This window comes from Pseudomyxococcus flavus (genome assembly GCF_050038885.1).
Classification (GTDB): Bacteria; Myxococcota; Myxococcia; order Myxococcales; family Myxococcaceae; genus Myxococcus; species Myxococcus flavus.
On sequence record NZ_CP143624.1, the window covers coordinates 5,327,755 to 5,343,164 of the forward strand.

The following is a 15,410-nucleotide window of genomic DNA, read 5'->3' on the forward strand; positions in this document are numbered from 1 at the left end:
GGGCACCCACGGTGCTCACCGGGTGGGCTCGACCTGGAGCCGCCGGAAGCGCACCGTGGGCTGCCCGAAGGACACCGGGAGCGGGCCGTGGTCCAGCTTCCGGCAGCCGCGCGTGGCGAAGAGGTTCTTCGCATCCGCGCCCACCGCGTCGATGGCCGCCAGCGCGTCCAGTCCGTTGCCTCGGAGGACGCCGGGGCCCACGCGGCGGCCGGGACGCCCGTCCCGAATCTCCCGGGCCTCCACGATGTAGAAGCTGAAGTCCCCCGACAGCAGGTCCATCTGCCTGGGCAGCAGGTGCTGCACCAGCAGGCCATGGGGGATGTCCGCCATCAGCGCCTTGAGGTGGCCTTCGTGCGCCTCCACGCGCGTGTGCGCCATGCGAGGCAGCGGCGGGTGCCGGTAGCTGACACGCCGTCCGTGGCCATTGGGTGCGCGGCCCAGCGCGGTGGCACTGCGAGCATCCAGCAGGGGCGCGTCCACCCGGCCCTCGCGGATGAGCGTCACCGGCAGGGCGGCGTGGCCCTCGTCGTCCCACGCGAAGCCCAGCGCGCCGCGCCCGTCCGTGGGGTCGTCGGACACGGTGAGGTGCGCACCCGCCACCGCCTGGCCCAGCCGCCGGGCGAGATAGGAGCCTCCGCGCGCGACGACGTCTCCCTCCAACGGGTGGCCGCACACCTCGTGGAAGAAGCACCCCGAAGCCGCGCCCGGCGGAAAGACGATGGGGAGCGCGCCCTCGGGGCAGGGCACCATGGGCGACGTGTCACGCAGCTCGCGGACCATGCCCTCCACCAGGGCCTCCAGCTCCGGCAGCGCCGCGTGCCGTTTCGTCCCGTCGGGCCAGGCCGCGCAGCGCCAGAGCTCCGCGACGCCAGCGCCCGTGTCATGGAAGGCCTTCACCTCGAGCAGCGCGTGGCGCTGTGCGTCCTCCCTCGAGTGGGATGGGCTGGCGGACAGCGTGCGCCGGTCCACCTCGCGCAGCAGCACGTCCAGGTGCGTGGCCCCCGCGGCTCGCGCCGTCTCCACCAGCCTGCGCACGAGCGCCAGCGGGGCCTCCGTGTCGCCGGGGAGCGTGGGGTCGGCGTCGAGCAGCGGACGGGCGCGGTGCTCCAGCTCGGCGGGCAGGACGCCGCGCCGCCACTGCGCGCCGGCCACCGGGGCCCAGCGCCAGCGCATGCCTTCCGGAACGCGCTCGCCCAGGGACCATCCCCGGTCGAGCAATGGCGGGATGACGCGCGGGCCGGACCGCGTGTGGAGCACCTCGGTGACTTCTCGCCGCTCCACGAACCAGTCCACGCGTGTGTCCTCCGGCCGAGAGAGGCTTCGGGTGAGGGGCCGTGCCACGGGCCAGCCGGGCGCCAGGCAGGGCCGGATGGGAAGCATACGCCAGCCAGTGTGACGACCCCACGCACGGAGGGCGCACGCGCGGAGGAAAGAGACCGGTATCCTCACGCTCGAGCCCGGCGAACATCAGGTGGAGGCAACGGATGCAGGGCAGGTTCAAGGAGGAGGGGGCGTCGAGCGCGTGCGCGGGGCTGGAGCCAATGGCGTTGCTGACGTCCGCCAGCGACGCGCTGGATGCCTTCACGCGCAGGCACGCGCCCTCTCAGGCGGAGGTGTTCCTCGCCGCGGAGCGCAGGCTGTCGCTCGAGTACGAGGCCGGCACGGGGACCTCCGTCCTCAACCAGGGCGCGTCGATGGATGCCACGGCGCGCGTTGCGTGGAGCACCCGGCAGGGACTGCTGAGTGCCCCCGTGGACGATGCGGCCGGGCTGTCGCTGCTGCTCGACCGCGCCGAACAGCTCGCGTCGCCCGGACGCGCGGCCGTCCTTCCCGACCTCCCCGCGCCCGCCTCGGCGCTTCCCGCGGGCCCTGCCGGACTCCTGCCCGAAGCCGCCGCGCGCCGGATGGCGCACTTCATTCGTACCTCCGTGCCCCGGGACAGCGTGGTGCAGGCGGCCGTGCTCTCCCAATCCTCGACGTGGCGCGCGGTGGTTCGGGCGGGCGGCATGCGCAGCGCTCGCGCGGAGTGGCGCGAGGAGCTGTTCGTGCGTTGCGAGACGCCGCGCGGCGCCGTCGTGGACGCGGTGTCGTTCCCTCCGGGCGCGGAGGATGAGGCCGCGCTCGTGGCCCTGCGGCTTCGCCTGGCGGAGGCCGTTGAAGCCCTCACGGGGCCCGCCGAGGCGGTGGACCGGAGTCTGCCCCTGGTGCTGCGGCCCGCGGTGGCCGCGCCACTCGCCGCGGGGCTCGTCTGGTTGTTGCGCGGCGACATCGCCGCCGCCACGCCCGCCCTGGGCCGGGCGGTGGGCCGCAAGCTGTTCCCCTCCGCGCTGAGCGTGGTGGATGACCCGAGCCATCCAGCGGGCACGCGGCGCGTGGACCTGGACGATGAAGGCGTGCCCACCGCGGCCGTGTCGTTGGTGGAGGAGGGAAGGCTGCGGGGCTTCCTCCATTCCGCGGACACCGCGTCACGGCTCGGTGCGCCGCTCAACGCGCGTGGCTTTCGGTCCTCGCAGGGGGCACCCACCCCCGAGGCCGTGAACCCCTTCGTGGTGCCCGGCGCGTCCCTCGCGCTTCCCGCGCACCACACGGAGCTCGTGGCGCGCGTGGAGACCTTCACCACCATGCCGCGCCCCGGCACCGTCACGCTGGTGGCGGGCGGCTGGGAGGTGCGCGACGGCCGCCGCGTGCGCCGGGTGGCGCCGGTGGAGCTGGAGCTGCCCGTGCTGGAGACCTTCCGCGCCCTTCGGGGCGTGGGCGCGGACCTGGCCTTCTTCCCCACCGCCGAGGGCTGCGGCACGCCGACGCTCGTCTTCCCGCCCTTGCTGGCCGGTGGAGGGGGCGGGCAGGCGTCCAGGTGACATCCACGTCCCTGGGGGTGGGGTGGGGCCGGCTGAGGGACGCCAGGCGGCCTGCCCAACGAGCAGGGCGCGCGTGGGCGCTGAATCCGGTGCATGCTGCGCGCACGACGCCGGGTCGCCGGGCCAGGACCCAAGGGCGCATGTGGGCGGCGTCACGGGAGGACGCGGATGTCGGGTCAGTCGCTGGCGGCGAAGATGCTGGAAGGGGCACGGGAGTGGGCGAAGCGGCTGCCGTCCGCGCTCTCCAATGACATGGCGGTGGATGTGGGCCGCCGGCGGGTGCGGCTCTCCCATGCGCGTGTGGAGACCGTGGTGCGCCAGCTGCTGAGCCGGCTGAAGAACTTCGAGCTGCGGGAGTGGTCCGCGCGCAACGAGGTCTACGAATTGCGCTTCTCCGTGCACGGCTGGAAGCTGCGCGTGGAGACGGCGCTGGAGCGCGTGGAGCTCGCGTCCGGGCGCTACCGCCTGTGGCTGAAGACACCGGGCGTGGTGGAGTTGGAAGAGTCCCGGACGGCATCGTCGTTGATGATGGGCGTGCTGCGCGCGGGGGCGGGGCGGGCGGCGATGCGCATGTTGGCGGAGCGGCTGCTTCCGCCCGGCATCCGCTGGGACGGGCAGGTGCTCCAGGTGGAGGGGCCCCTCCCCGAGGAGGGCGTGCTGCCCGCCAGGCTCTTCGAGTCCGCGTCGCTGGCGATGACGGCCGAGCATCAGGCCGAGGGCCTGTGGCTGGCCGCCGAGGCTTGGCCGGGGTTGATGGACCTGCTCCAGGTCGTGTTCGGCACGGAACTGCCGCGCACGCCCCCGGGCGCCTAGCGCTTGCTGGGACGCCCGCGTGCGGCGTGCGCCCGGCCCGTCCGGCGAGTGAAGCGGAGCGGCGTCGCCCTGGGGCCTGCCCTTCAAGGCGCTCCCCGAAGGCCTCGGGGGCACCCACATTGGCTGGGAGTCAGGTCCGGTCCGGCGGCACGGTGGAGGCGCCAAGGGGCCGGAATTCTTCGGTAAGTCGTCGCGTTTCCTTCACACGGCGAACAGCCGGTGGAGATTGGGGGCCTTCCACATTCGACATGGGCCCCTCGACAGGCTAGAGGCTACCTGTCCCGCGGTTGGGATGGGCTGCGGCCTCGCGCCGTACGCAGAAAGAAGAAGAAACATGGCAACTGGCACCGTGAAGTGGTTCAACGACGCGAAGGGCTTTGGCTTCATCGCCCAGGACGACGGGGGGCCTGACGTGTTCTGCCACCACACCGCAATCCAGGCGGACGGCTTCCGCACGCTGGCCGAGGGCCAGAAGGTGGAGTTCGAGACCCGGAAGGGCCCCAAGGGCCTCCAGGCCGAGAACGTTCGCGTCGTCGGCTGAGAGCGCAGGCTCCAGCACGCATCAGCCCGGTCTCCTCGCGAGCGAGGCCGGGCTTTTCTTTTCGTCGAGGGAGGCGCAATGCAAGGACGATCAACGAAGCGTCAAAAGGAACAGGCGCGCAAGCAGCACCAGCAGGAGAAGGACGCCAAGCGCGAGGAGCGCAAGAAGCTGAAGGCCGAGCGCGGACCGCGTCAGCCGGGCGACGTCGACCCTGACATCGCCGACATCATCCCCGGCCCTCAGCCGCCGCTGGAGTACTGAGCTCCAGCCGGATGCCGCCCAGGGCTCGCCACGCACCGTGGAGTGCCCAGGGCACCCCCTTCCGGGATGGCAATCCAGCCCCCCGGGAGGACGCCGTACCTACCTCTCCGAGCGCTCCAGGTGCGTCCCATCCTGGATTCGAAGCCGGGAGGGGCTGGCGCGCGCCCCGTGCTCAATCCGGGTGCGGGAGTTGCTGAATCCTGCCGGCGTTGACGAAGAAGAGGCCCATGTCGTTCACCGCCAGCTGGCTGATGCCACGGAGGTCCGGCAGGAGGCGGGAGAAACGGCTCTCTTTCACGTTCCATTGGTGGATTCCCTGGGCGTGCGTCGAGACGTAGTAGACGCTCCCCTCGTGAAACCCGAGGCTCGCTGGTCCGGGGGGCAGCTCCTCGAGGCTGGTGAGCTGGGCCGCTGCGTGCGGCTCCAGCGGGAGATGCACCAGCCTGCGTGAGGGCTCGTCCTCCAGGCCGAACATGGCGAAGAGGCCCAGGGGCGTTGGCATCATCGGGATGGGCGCATAGGGAGTGACCAGCCCCTCTTCTTCGGGCCAGGTGAGTACATCCACTTGGGGGCCCTCCGACTGGATGTCCAATCTCACCAGCGCGTTGCTGACCACGCGGGGGCTGTCGCTCACCGTCCTTTTTTCCCGCCAATAGAAGTACGTCCCACTCCGCATGAAGTTGTACGTCGAATGCTCCGAGATTCCGGCGACGCGTTCGATGGGGCCTGGCGCATCGGCGCTCGTGCGCCAGAGCGAGCTCGTGGGTTGATACGCGCTGTTCAGCCAGTACAGGTGGGAGCCCGCGAGGACTGGCTCTTCGATGTATGCCAGTTCCAACCCCTCGGTGAGCAGCTCCTTGCTGCCACCCGACCTGGGGACGCGAAAGAGACGGCCCAGGTCGCGGTATCCACCGTTCGGGGGCTCATCGACACGCACGTGCTCGACGAAATAGACGTGCGTGGGGCCCACCACGAAGCGGCTGAAGGTCCCTTCCGCCAGGACCGTGGCGGCCTCCTGAGGCGCTCCGATGGGCGTGCGATAGAGCGTTGCCCGAGGCGGCCCGGCGCGCTGTGAGTCTTCGATGACGTTCAGCACGTAGACCGAGCTGTCATCCACCTCGACCTGCGCGACGTACACCTGGCCGGGCCGCGGCGCGAGGGTGAGTGGCTTCAGGCCATCCGTACCTTCGGAATCCCCGCACTCCCCCTCATGGCTTCGTGGAGCGCAGCACCTCCGCATGGGCGATGCGGTCCAGTCGGAAGGGGCGCCGCTCGCCCGTGGTGATGTCCTCGCAGTCCACGCGCGTCTCGTGCCGGTTCATGATGACGGACAGGATGCGCACGTCTCGGACCGACTCGATGAAGTTGCCATCGACGTAGGTGATGCGCAGCGGCTGCTGTTCGAACCACGCGCGCTCCAGGGCTTCCCGGACGGGCTTCTTGCTTGGCAGCGACGGCACGCCGATGAAGGACAGCTCCCTGAGCCGCGTGAGCAGCTCGCGCTGCGCGGACGTGGAGAGCGCGGCGCGCACCTTGTCCAGCGCCGACTCCAGCGTGCCGGCGAAGGGCAAGAGCCGCATGTCGATGGCGAAGCGTCCCAGCGCGACGATGAGCGCCGCCTCCCGCGCGGTGAAGTTCACCGGCGGCAGGCTGTAGCTCCGGTCCAGCGCGTAGCCGCCCCCGCGTCCGCGCTCGGCGGAGAGGGGCAGGGCGGAGGCCCGCAGCGAGTCCAGGTCGCGGTAGATGGTCCGCACCGTGACGCCGAACCGCTCGGCGAGCACCTCGGCGGTGACTCCGGTGCGACGGCCCCGGAGGTATTCGGCGAGGGCGAAGAGACGCTCGGTGCGCTGCATGGTGAGGAAACCTGACATACCACTGTCACCCTCCACCACCAAGATGACCTCATGCCCCTCGAGCAACGCGCCTTGCATCCCACGCCGACAGCGGCTTGCATCGCGCACGTTCACGGCACGCACGCCCGGAGGGATTCCATGGAGGACGAGTGGCTCTGGGGGTGGGACCCCACGCCGGGCATCGTCTCCGTGTGGGCGGAGCCGGATGGCCGCGCCTTCGTGTGGCGCCGCATCCCGAAGACGGGGGCGCTCGTGCGAGAGGACGTGCGCTTCCGCCCGTGGCTGCTGCTCGCGTCGCTGGAGGACCTGGGGCACCTGGGCCCTCGGCTGCGCCCGGAGTCGGAGGGGCCCGCGCGCCACCGCGTGACATGGCAGGAGCTCGAAGGGCCTGGAGCGCTTCGGTACCTGGTCCGCGCGGACGACGGCCGGGCCCTGGCGGGCGCCGTGCTCGAAGGCGCGTCGCGCCGGCTCGGCCGCCCGGTGGGGCACCTGAAGGAGCTGGGGGCGAACGCGGTGCTCGCGCTGCCACCGGAGGAGCAGTACCTCACCACCTCCGGCCGCACCTACTTCCGCGACCTCGCCTTCGACGAGCTGCGCCGCATGCAGTTCGACCTGGAGACCACCGGACTGGACCCATCGCACCACCGCGTCTTCCTCGTGGCGCTCCGGAGCCCGGACGGGGAGACGGAGACGCTCGAAGCGCAGGGGGATGACGACTCGGCGGAGGCGGACCTCCTCTACCACCTGGCGGAGCGCGTGCGCGCGTGGGACCCCGACGTCATCGAGAACCACAACCTGCACGGCTTCGACCTGCCCTTCCTCGCCCGGCGCGCCAGGCACCTGGGCGTGTCGCTGGCGCTGGGCCGTGCGGGCGCACCCGGCTTGCGCCACCGGCCCTCCGCGCGAGGCGCCGCGCTCGGGCGCCCGGTGCCCGGTGCGCCGCCGGATGCGATGCGCCGCGCCCGCTACACGGTGCCCGGACGCGAGCTCATCGACACGCTGGACGCGGTGCTGCGGCACGACTTCTCCACCCGGGACCTGCCGGGCCATGGCCTCAAGGCCGTCGCCAGGCACCTGGGGATTGCGGGGCCGGAGCGCGAGCACATCCCTGGCGCCCGGGTGTACGAGGTCTTCCGCACGGACCCGGAGCGCGTGCGGCGCTATGCGCGCGACGACGTGAAGGAAGCGGCCGGGCTCGCGCGGCTCCTCGGCGGCGCGGCCTTCGCGCTCGCGCGCATGGCGCCCCGCCGCTACGAGCGGCTCGCGGACGCGGGGCCGGCCACCGGCGTGCTGGACCCGCTGCTCGTCCGGGCCTACCTCCGGGAGGGCGCGGCGCTTCCCACGCATGAAGAAGGGGACGGCACGTCGCACAGCGGCGCGGCGCTCCACCTGTTCGCCAGCGGGGTGGCCCGGCGCATCGTGAAGGCGGACGTCGCCAGCCTGTATCCCTCGCTCATGCGCCAGTACCGGATTGGCCCCAGCCGCGACCGGCTGGGCGTGCTGCTGGCGCTGGTGGACCGGCTGGTGGACCAGCGGCTGGCGGCGAAGGGCCGGGCGCGCGCCGCGCCCGTGGGCTCGCAGGAGCGCTTCACGAACGAGGCCCTGTCCGCGGCGATGAAAATCGTCGTCAACTCGGCCTACGGCTATCTGGGCGCGGTGGGGCTCACGCGCTTCTCGGACGTGCACGCCGCCAACGAGGTCACGCGTCAGGGCCGCGAGGTGCTGGGCCTGCTGTGCCGGGAGCTGGCGCGCCGCGGCGTCACGCTGCTGGAGGCGGACACGGACGGGGTGTACTTCGCCGTGCCGGAAGGCTGGCAGGAGGCCGATGAGCGCCGTGTCGTCGCGGAGGTCGCCGCGCTCCTGCCGCCCCGGGTGCAGCTGGAGTTCGACGGGCGCTACGCCGCGATGCTGTCGCACGAACCGAAGAACTACGCGCTCCAACCGTATGACGGACCGCTGGTGCTGCGCGGCGTGGCCTTCCGCTCCAGCCGCGCGGAGCCCTTTGGTGAGGCCTTCCTGCGCCGCGCGCTGCGCTGTCTGCTGGCGGGCGACATCCCGGGCGTCCGCGACGTGTACGTCTCCACGGTGATGGCCCTGCGCCGCAGGGCGCTGCCCACGCCGGAGGTCTGCGCCCAGGTGCGGCTGACGAAGACGGGCGCGCAGTACCTCGCCATCCGCTCGCGCCGCCGGGAGCTGCCCTACGAGGCCATGCTGGCGAGCGGGCGCAGCGACTGGCCCGTGGGAGAGCAGGTCCGCGTCTACCGGGCGAACGGAGGCCGCGCGGGCCTGCTTCCCGTCCCGGAGACGGACGACGTGGGGACGTCCCGGCCACTCACGCGCGAGGAGGACCCGCGCGACTACGACGTCGAGTACTACGTGCGGCTGTTGCGGGAGACGTTCGCCGCCCGGCTGGTGCGCGCGCTGACGCCCGAGGACTTCCGGACGGTGTTCGACGACCCGGGACAGCCCTCGCTCTTCGCCCCCTCGCTCGCGGAGGCGAAGCCCATCCTCACGGTGCTGATGGGGCCTGGCGGCCCGGAGTAGCCGGGCCGTTCACCGCCCCAGCGCGTAGCTGCGCCGGAGCGGCACGCGCCCGCTCAAGGTGTTCCGGTGAACGGCTCCACGGCGCCACTGGCCGCCGGCGGCATCGTCTGCTGCGCCAGGGCGGAGCGTTGCAGCCAGCCCGCCAGCCCCATGAGCACGAGCCCCGAGGTGCGGAGCGTGCGCAGCAGCTCCTCTCCCTGCGCGGCGCCCCCGGGCAGCAGCGGGGCGAGCCAGACGCGGGCGTCGTAGAAGAGCCACATGGCGCCGGAGATGCCCATGGCCCACCACACCCAGGCCAGCCGCCCGCCGCGCAGCATGTACGCCACCCCCAGGATGGGCGCCACGAGCAGGATGGTCGTCATGTCGGCCAGCGTCGAGGCGATGCTGATGATGGCGGACTGGGTGGCGCTGGTGCTGGAGCCCAGGTCTCCCACCGCGGCGGCGAGCGCCGGCAGGCCCACGGCCAGCGCTGCCACGGCCGTCCCCGCCCACAGCGCGTTGCTGCGGAGGGTGGAGGGCGGCTGGAGACCGGACTGCCGGTACGTCATCGCCAGCAGGATGAGCGCGTAGGTGGTGCACACGTTGGCCAGCACCACGACGACCATGCGGACCGGCAGCAGCGGAGACGCGGTGAAGGGCACGTCCGGGACGGCGTGCAGCCAGTAGCTGCGCAGCGCCGTGCTGACCAGCGACAGCAACGCGCCCGCCGCGAGGCCGCCCCACACCTTGCGCAGGTAGTCTCCCGACTCGAACGAGCGCGCCGCCGCGAAGGTCCCGAACACGGCCAACAGGCCACTGCCCCAGCCGACGACGTCGTGCACCAACTGAAGCCGGTGGGGCTCGCCCAGGGACGCCGCGGCCGCGAAGGCGTGGGCGAGCTGGAGCACGAGCACGGCCCCGAACCAGGGCACGATGCTGCCGGATGCACGTCCCGAAGCCTGAGCGCTCATCGCAGCTTCTCCAGGGAGGCGGAAATCTCCCCGAGGATGACCTTCGCGTGGAGGGCACCGATGAAGGTGTTCAACATGGGCTTGAGTCCCTCGAGAAGCTTGGGGAGGTCCTCACGCCCCAGCTGCTCGGGGGGACGCTTGAGGGTTCGGAGGGAGGCAGTCTGGATGGCCATTTTCGCGGTGAACGCGCCGAGGAGCGGCTCCAGGTGACGCACGAGCGTGTCGTGCCAGCCGGCGGGGGGGCTCTGGGAGGACGAAGGAAGAATCGCGCCACCTCCTGGTGGAGACCTGGAGCGTAGGCAGTTTCCAGCCCGCACACGAGGGGCACACCCTGTCTGGCCATGCGGAATGTGGCAGGTTTTGCTTGTTTTTAATTGAATGCCTGGAGTTGAGTCGGGCTCGCTGGCCGGGAGCTGCCGTGCTGACTGTTTTTCCCGGAGGTGGCGTGCCCAGGCCGTCCCCTAGAATGCGCCGGCCCGTCTCAAGAGAGCCCATGAACGCCCCACGCCTGAGAGATGTCCCGTCACCCTCCGCTCCCCGGCCGCATGCCGTCCGGGCGCCCGCGCCACGCCGCTACTGGGACTGGCTCAAGAAGGGGCTGGGAGCCCTGCTGGCCGTGTGGGGGGCGGGTACCGCCTTCTTCGGGGCGATGGGGATGATGGTGGGCGTCGCGGAGACCGTCTCGCCGGACGAGGGAAGGTCCACCGCGGATGGCCTGGGCATGCTGCTGGTATTCGCGGTGTTCGTCGCCGTGGGCCGCTTCGCATGGAAGAAGGGGCTGGCTCCCTTTCGGAACGCGCGCCGCCGCGAGCAACTGCTCGGCTTCATCCGCGCCCATCCGCGCATCCGCGTCAGTGACGTGGCCGCGCAGCTCCGGCTCCCAGAGGAGGAGGTCGCGGCGATGCTGACCACGCTCATCGCCCGCCATGAGGTGGACCTCGTCTATCTTTCGGATGAACGCGTTTACCTCCACCGCGAAGCTTTGGAGCGGGGGCAAAACGTCGCCCAGCGGTGCCCCTCGTGCGACGCCCCCGTGTCCGCGGTGGCCGTCCTTCCGGGTGACAAGGTCACCTGCGCGTACTGCTCCGCGGCCTTCCTGGTGGCGTAGACAATCGGCTCCTCGGGGACCGTGCGGGTTGCCGCTGGCCTGAATCTTTGGCAATCGGAACTCGCAAAGCGCCGTAGTGGCTCCGTCATTCGACGAGTAGCCAGGTCACCCAGGGGAGGTCCGATGAGAAGAGTATTCGGAGCGGTAGCACTGGCCGCGTTCACCGGCTGCGCGACCACGCAGGAAGCCCAGAAGCCGGAAGCGCCGCCCGCCGTGGAAGCGGCGAAGGTGGAGCCGTCCGCGGCGCAGCCGAAGCTCCAGGTTCCCGTGGACTACTACAAGCTCGACAACGGGCTGAAGGTGGTCCTCTCGCGCGACAGCTCGGCGCCCAAGGCCGTCGTCGCCGTCTATTACAACATCGGCTTCCGCATCGAGCCGAAGGACCGCACCGGGTTCGCGCACCTGTTCGAGCACATGATGTTCCAGGGCTCGCAGAACCTCGGGAAGATGGAGTTCGTCCGCCTCATCCAGAAGAACGGCGGCATCCTCAACGGCTCCACCCGCTTCGACTTCACCAACTACTTCGAGGTGGTCCCCTCGAACACGCTGGAGACCATCCTCTGGGCCGAGGCCGACCGCATGCGCGGGCTCGAGGTGACGGAGGAGAACCTCAAGAACCAGCAGGGCGTGGTGATGAACGAGGTGAAGGTCAACGTCCTCAACCAGCCCTATGGCGGCTTCCCGTGGCTGGACATGCCGCAGGTGGCCAACAGCAACTGGTACAACGCCCACAACTTCTACGGCGACCTGAAGGACCTGGAGGCGGCCTCGCTCGAGGACGTGCGGGCCTTCTTCAAGACGTACTACGCCCCCAGCAACGCCGCGCTCGTGGTGGTGGGTGACTTCGAGCCGGAGCAGGTGAAGGGCTGGATTCAGAAGTACTTCGGCCCGCTGCCCACGGTGGCGCAGCCGTCCAAGCCGGACATCTCCGAGCCGCGCCAGACGCAGGAGAAGCGCCACGACAAGCAGGACAAGCTGGCCCAGCGCCCGGCGCTCGCCGTGGGCTACCACATGCCCGACGTGGGCACGCCCGAGTACTTCGCCATGGCGCTGGTCGACGAGGTGCTCCTGCATGGCAACGACAGCGCGCTCTACCAGCAGCTCGTGCAGAAGAAGGGGCTGACGGGCGACGTCTCCGGCGGGGTGAACCAGCTGGGCAACCACTGGAATTACAACGGCCCCATGCAGTGGACCGCCTACCTGTTCCATGACGCGGGCACCCCGACGGAGACCATCCTGAAGGAGTTCGACGCCGTGGTGGAGCAGCTCCAGCGCCAGCCCATCGACGCGGCCACGCTGGCCCGGGCCCGGGTGAAGGCGCGCTCGCGGCTGTACGGGCAGCTGGAGGGCTTCCTCGGCTTCGGCCGCGCGGACCTGCTGGCCTCCTTCGCGCTCTTCTTCGACGACCCGGCGCGCATCAACCGGCTCGAGGACGAGCTGATGAAGGTGACGCCGGAGCTCATCCAGAAGACGGCGCAGGAGTACCTCCGCCGCGAGAATCGCACGGTGCTGACGGTGACGCCGGCCGCAGCGACTGCCTCCAAGACGCAGGCCCCCTGAGGACATGCACCCATGACCACGCACTCAATTCGCACCCGCCTTGTCGCGCCCGCGCTGATGGTGCTCGGGATGCTGTCCGCCCCGGCGCTCGCGGCCGCTCCCGCCGCTCCCGCGCCCACCCGGCAGGCGCCTCCGGCCCCCGCCGCGCCCAAGCCCTTCAAGGTCCCCACCCGCACCGAGTTCAAGCTCGACAACGGCCTTGAAGTCTCCCTGCTGCCCTACGGCGACATGCCCAAGGTCGCCATCCAGCTGGCCATCGACACGGGCAACATCCACGAGAAGGCCACCGAGACGTGGCTGGCGGATCTGACGGGCAAGCTGCTGTCGGAGGGCACCACCACGCGGTCGGCGGAGCAGATTGCCCAGGCGGCCGCGCAGCTCGGCGGCTCGCTCAACATCGGCACGACGATGGACCAGACCTTCGTCGGCCTGGAGGTCCTCTCCGAGTCGGCGCCGGACGCCCTGGCCCTCATCGCGGACGTCATCCAGAACCCCGCCTTCCCGAAGGCGGAGGTGGAGCGCGTGAAGGGAGACCTGGCGCGCGAGATGGCCATCTACAAGAGCCAGCCGGGGACGATTGCCGACGAGAAGCTCCTCCAGGCCCTCTACGGCGACCATCCGTATGGCCGGTACTTCCCGCCCGAGGCGCAGCTCAAGGGCTACACGCAGGAGGCCGTCCGCGCGCACTACGAGGCGAACTTCGGCGCGGCCCGCTCCCGGCTGTACGTCGTTGGCCGGTTCGACCCGGCGCCCGTGGAGAAGGCCATCCGCGACGCCTTCTCCGGCTGGAAGGCGGGCCCGGCGCGGCTGCAGAACCTGCCCAAGCAGCAGGTGGCGAAGGCCGTGCAGTTCATCGACCGCCCGGGCGCGGTGCAGTCCACGGTGCGCGTCGCGGTGAAGGCCCTGCCGCCCTCCCACCCGGACTTCGTCAAGCAGACGGTGCTGAACACGCTGCTCGGCGGCTACTTCAGCTCGCGCATCACCGCGAACATCCGCGAGGCGAAGGGCTACACGTACTCGCCCTACAGCGAGGTGTCCGCGCACCTGGAGGACGCGTACTGGGTGCAGAACGCGGACGTCACCACGGCCGTCACCGGCGAGTCGTTGAAGGAAATCTTCAAGGAGGTGTCCACGCTGCGCAAGACGCCGCCTCCCGCCGAGGAGCTGAGCGCCGTCCAGAGCTACCTGGCGGGCACCTTCCTGCTCCAGAACTCGTCGCGCGGCGGCATCATCAACCAGCTCCGCTTCGTGGACCTGCACGGCCTGCCGGACTCGTACCTGCAGAACTACGTCCAGTCGGTGATGGCGGTGACGCCGGAGGACGTGCAGAAGCTGGCCGCGAAGATGCTGACGCGTGAGGCGATGACCATCGTCGTGGTGGGCGACCAGAAGGTCGTCTCGCCGCAGCTGAAGGTCGTCTCCCCCGCGCTGAAGTGAGTTTCGGGAGGGCGGAGGCCGTCCTGGGCCTCCGCCTTCCCGCGCGGAACCTGCTCTTCCACGGCGAGCTGGTGTCGCTGGGCCCCATCACCGTGCAGGAGGTGGCGTGGACCTACTACAACGACTACTCGACCTACGCGGATTCGTTGAAGGCGAGAGTCGTCGTGGCGGATGACCGCTCCGACGCGGTGGATGACGTGCGGGCGGACCGTCACTGAGCAGGCCTGTCAGGGCGGGGAAACCTGACAAAAGGCTGTCACTGACAGGCCCCATGACCTCCAGAGTCACTTCACTTCCTCTGGAGAGCCCGCCATGACCGACTCCCCAACGAGTTCCATCTCCCTCAAGCGCCACCAGGGCGGCTGCCAATGTGGCGACCTTCGCTTCCATCAACGTGAACTGCATCGATGACATCGACCCGGCCACGCTGACCTACCAGTACTGGGATGGCCGTCACGACAACTGGGCGGCGGGGTTCCGTGACACGCCCTGGCCGGTGCATGCCTGAGACGTCCCGGCGTCTGGTTGGCCGCCCGAGCAGACCTTCCGCATCGCGGGCCTCCGGATGCCGGATGGGAGCACGCCGACCGCGAATCACTCCTGGCTCGGGAGCTGGCGAGCGAGCTGAGCCCGGAGGCGCTCCAGGCCTGAGGCGACAGGGCCTGGCGCTGGAGCGCCGCGCGGCGGTGAATCAGAGGCAGTCGCCCAGGCCTTGGTAAATCGTCGTCTGGGTGCCGGGCAGCGTCGCGTAGAGCGGCGACGTACCCGCCAGGGCCGTCAGGAACGCCTGGAAGGTGGTGTTCGGGGCCAGCGGAACCTGGCAGCTCCACGTCTGGGCATCCACCGTCACGGCGCCCGTCGTCGGGGACACCTCTTCGTTGCTGGCGGCGAACACCCAGACGCACTGGCCAATTTGGCCCGTCGTCGTCTCCACCGAGCAGCGGAACCGCAGCGACTCGATGTTGCTGTAGTCGCCTTCGCAGAACGTATCACCGCAGATGTCGTCGAAGTTCTGCTTGAGGTTGTACCGGAGCTGGAACCACGCCTCGATGTCCCCCTCGGACGTCACATAGCTGGAGGCATCCACGTACTGGCTGGTGACATTGCTCTCAGAAGCCAGGGCGGCGGTGGAGGTGAGAAAAGTCAGACTCAGGGCGGCGATGGAAAGCGGGGTGGGGATGGTCATGCCGTCTATTTAATACCATCCCCGCGTTTGTGAATCCGGTCACATGTCCTGACACGGAGTTTTGACCGCAGCCGGATAGGAAAACTTCGTCTGTGTTGCCGCTACCCAGGCCCGGGCCGTGAAGCAAGGGCCTCGGTGGGGCATGGACAGCCGAGTCTGGACGGCTGCCGCCTGCGTGCCTTCGCTCACGGGCGCCGCGCCAGTCTCCTCATGCGTCATGGCTCCACCACATCCCGTGGCGACCCACATGCCCACCACGCCAGCCATCGCCTTCCATCCCTCACGCATCGCTGTCTTCC

16 protein-coding genes are annotated in these 15,410 nt (G+C 70.4%); 10 read left to right on the forward strand and 6 right to left on the reverse strand.

The window, feature by feature from the left end:
• Nucleotides 1–15: 15 nt before the first annotated feature.
• The gene (locus VZL07_RS22220; protein WP_426749612.1) at nucleotides 16–1,293 is read right to left on the reverse strand and encodes a TldD/PmbA family protein; all 1,278 of its coding nucleotides are present in this window, start codon (nucleotides 1,291–1,293) and stop codon (nucleotides 16–18) included.
• Nucleotides 1,294–1,484: 191 nt separating this feature from the next.
• On the opposite strand from VZL07_RS22220, the gene VZL07_RS22225 reads away from it, so the two are divergent.
• From VZL07_RS22225 to VZL07_RS22240, 4 genes are all read left to right on the forward strand, one after another.
• On the forward strand, nucleotides 1,485–2,858 hold the full coding sequence (locus tag VZL07_RS22225; protein WP_426749613.1) for a metallopeptidase TldD-related protein: 1,374 nt from the start codon (nucleotides 1,485–1,487) through the stop codon (nucleotides 2,856–2,858).
• Between the two features lie 168 nt (nucleotides 2,859–3,026).
• Nucleotides 3,027–3,671 (forward strand): hypothetical protein, encoded by a 645-nt coding sequence (locus VZL07_RS22230; protein ID WP_426749614.1) that lies wholly within the window; start codon nucleotides 3,027–3,029, stop codon nucleotides 3,669–3,671.
• A gap of 334 nt (nucleotides 3,672–4,005) precedes the next feature.
• Complete coding sequence (locus VZL07_RS22235) at nucleotides 4,006–4,212, forward strand: cold-shock protein (RefSeq protein ID WP_426749615.1); 207 nt, start codon at nucleotides 4,006–4,008, stop codon at nucleotides 4,210–4,212.
• 78 nt (nucleotides 4,213–4,290) lie between these two features.
• Complete coding sequence (locus VZL07_RS22240) at nucleotides 4,291–4,473, forward strand: hypothetical protein (protein ID WP_426749616.1); 183 nt, start codon at nucleotides 4,291–4,293, stop codon at nucleotides 4,471–4,473.
• Between the two features lie 172 nt (nucleotides 4,474–4,645).
• Here the strand turns inward: VZL07_RS22240 and VZL07_RS22245 are convergent, their stop codons facing one another.
• Both VZL07_RS22245 and VZL07_RS22250 read right to left on the reverse strand, forming a co-directional pair.
• A complete protein-coding gene (locus VZL07_RS22245) occupies nucleotides 4,646–5,590 on the reverse strand; it encodes a hypothetical protein (RefSeq protein ID WP_426749617.1) in 945 nt (314 codons plus the stop codon).
• A gap of 91 nt (nucleotides 5,591–5,681) precedes the next feature.
• Nucleotides 5,682–6,326, reverse strand: coding sequence for a helix-turn-helix transcriptional regulator (locus tag VZL07_RS22250; protein WP_426757350.1), 645 nt, complete (start codon nucleotides 6,324–6,326; stop codon nucleotides 5,682–5,684).
• Between the two features lie 138 nt (nucleotides 6,327–6,464).
• Between VZL07_RS22250 and VZL07_RS22255 the strand changes: the two genes are divergently transcribed.
• Nucleotides 6,465–8,870 carry a ribonuclease H-like domain-containing protein gene (locus VZL07_RS22255; RefSeq protein WP_426749618.1) on the forward strand — a complete coding sequence of 802 codons (2,406 nt, stop codon included), beginning with the start codon at nucleotides 6,465–6,467 and terminating at the stop codon, nucleotides 8,868–8,870.
• Nucleotides 8,871–8,923: 53 nt separating this feature from the next.
• On the opposite strand, the gene VZL07_RS22260 is transcribed toward VZL07_RS22255, so the two are convergent.
• Together VZL07_RS22260 and VZL07_RS22265 are read right to left on the reverse strand one after the other, a co-directional pair.
• Nucleotides 8,924–9,820, reverse strand: coding sequence for a hypothetical protein (locus VZL07_RS22260; RefSeq protein ID WP_426749619.1), 897 nt, complete (start codon nucleotides 9,818–9,820; stop codon nucleotides 8,924–8,926).
• The gene (locus VZL07_RS22265) at nucleotides 9,817–10,035 is read right to left on the reverse strand and encodes a hypothetical protein (RefSeq protein WP_426749620.1); all 219 of its coding nucleotides are present in this window, start codon (nucleotides 10,033–10,035) and stop codon (nucleotides 9,817–9,819) included. The genes VZL07_RS22260 and VZL07_RS22265 overlap by 4 nt, the downstream gene beginning before the upstream one ends.
• A gap of 278 nt (nucleotides 10,036–10,313) precedes the next feature.
• Between VZL07_RS22265 and VZL07_RS22270 the strand changes: the two genes are divergently transcribed.
• The 5 genes from VZL07_RS22270 to VZL07_RS22290 all read left to right on the forward strand — a co-directional run bounded on the left by VZL07_RS22270 (nucleotide 10,314) and on the right by VZL07_RS22290 (nucleotide 14,433).
• The gene (locus VZL07_RS22270) at nucleotides 10,314–10,928 is read left to right on the forward strand and encodes a hypothetical protein (protein ID WP_426749621.1); all 615 of its coding nucleotides are present in this window, start codon (nucleotides 10,314–10,316) and stop codon (nucleotides 10,926–10,928) included.
• Nucleotides 10,929–11,051: 123 nt separating this feature from the next.
• Nucleotides 11,052–12,488: a M16 family metallopeptidase gene (locus VZL07_RS22275; protein WP_426749622.1), complete on the forward strand. Its 1,437-nt coding sequence runs from the start codon at nucleotides 11,052–11,054 to the stop codon at nucleotides 12,486–12,488.
• A gap of 12 nt (nucleotides 12,489–12,500) precedes the next feature.
• The gene (locus VZL07_RS22280; protein WP_426749623.1) at nucleotides 12,501–13,925 is read left to right on the forward strand and encodes a M16 family metallopeptidase; all 1,425 of its coding nucleotides are present in this window, start codon (nucleotides 12,501–12,503) and stop codon (nucleotides 13,923–13,925) included.
• Nucleotides 13,922–14,143: a hypothetical protein gene (locus tag VZL07_RS22285; RefSeq protein WP_426749624.1), complete on the forward strand. Its 222-nt coding sequence runs from the start codon at nucleotides 13,922–13,924 to the stop codon at nucleotides 14,141–14,143. Before VZL07_RS22280 ends, VZL07_RS22285 begins: the two co-directional genes overlap by 4 nt.
• A gap of 152 nt (nucleotides 14,144–14,295) precedes the next feature.
• Nucleotides 14,296–14,433: a hypothetical protein gene (locus VZL07_RS22290; protein WP_426749625.1), complete on the forward strand. Its 138-nt coding sequence runs from the start codon at nucleotides 14,296–14,298 to the stop codon at nucleotides 14,431–14,433.
• A 183-nt stretch (nucleotides 14,434–14,616) separates the two neighbouring features.
• On the opposite strand, the gene VZL07_RS22295 is transcribed toward VZL07_RS22290, so the two are convergent.
• Entirely contained in the window at nucleotides 14,617–15,111 is a 495-nt protein-coding gene (locus VZL07_RS22295; RefSeq protein ID WP_426749626.1) for a hypothetical protein, read from the reverse strand.
• Nucleotides 15,112–15,410 lie beyond the last annotated feature (299 nt).

What these genes read in the sequence shown, in the direction of transcription:
- VZL07_RS22225 (WP_426749613.1), top strand. Translation starts at nt 1,485, where the DNA reads ATGCAGGGCAGGTTCAAGGAGGAGGGGGCGTCGAGCGCGTGCGCGGGG.
- VZL07_RS22230 (WP_426749614.1), top strand. Translation starts at nt 3,027, where the DNA reads ATGTCGGGTCAGTCGCTGGCGGCGAAGATGCTGGAAGGGGCACGGGAG.
- VZL07_RS22235 (WP_426749615.1), top strand. Translation starts at nt 4,006, where the DNA reads ATGGCAACTGGCACCGTGAAGTGGTTCAACGACGCGAAGGGCTTTGGC.
- VZL07_RS22240 (WP_426749616.1), top strand. Translation starts at nt 4,291, where the DNA reads ATGCAAGGACGATCAACGAAGCGTCAAAAGGAACAGGCGCGCAAGCAG.
- VZL07_RS22250 (WP_426757350.1), bottom strand. Translation starts at nt 6,326, where the DNA reads ATGCAGCGCACCGAGCGTCTCTTCGCCCTCGCCGAATACCTCCGGGGC.
- VZL07_RS22255 (WP_426749618.1), top strand. Translation starts at nt 6,465, where the DNA reads ATGGAGGACGAGTGGCTCTGGGGGTGGGACCCCACGCCGGGCATCGTC.
- VZL07_RS22260 (WP_426749619.1), bottom strand. Translation starts at nt 9,820, where the DNA reads ATGAGCGCTCAGGCTTCGGGACGTGCATCCGGCAGCATCGTGCCCTGG.
- VZL07_RS22270 (WP_426749621.1), top strand. Translation starts at nt 10,314, where the DNA reads ATGAACGCCCCACGCCTGAGAGATGTCCCGTCACCCTCCGCTCCCCGG.
- VZL07_RS22275 (WP_426749622.1), top strand. Translation starts at nt 11,052, where the DNA reads ATGAGAAGAGTATTCGGAGCGGTAGCACTGGCCGCGTTCACCGGCTGC.
- VZL07_RS22280 (WP_426749623.1), top strand. Translation starts at nt 12,501, where the DNA reads ATGACCACGCACTCAATTCGCACCCGCCTTGTCGCGCCCGCGCTGATG.
- VZL07_RS22295 (WP_426749626.1), bottom strand. Translation starts at nt 15,111, where the DNA reads ATGACCATCCCCACCCCGCTTTCCATCGCCGCCCTGAGTCTGACTTTT.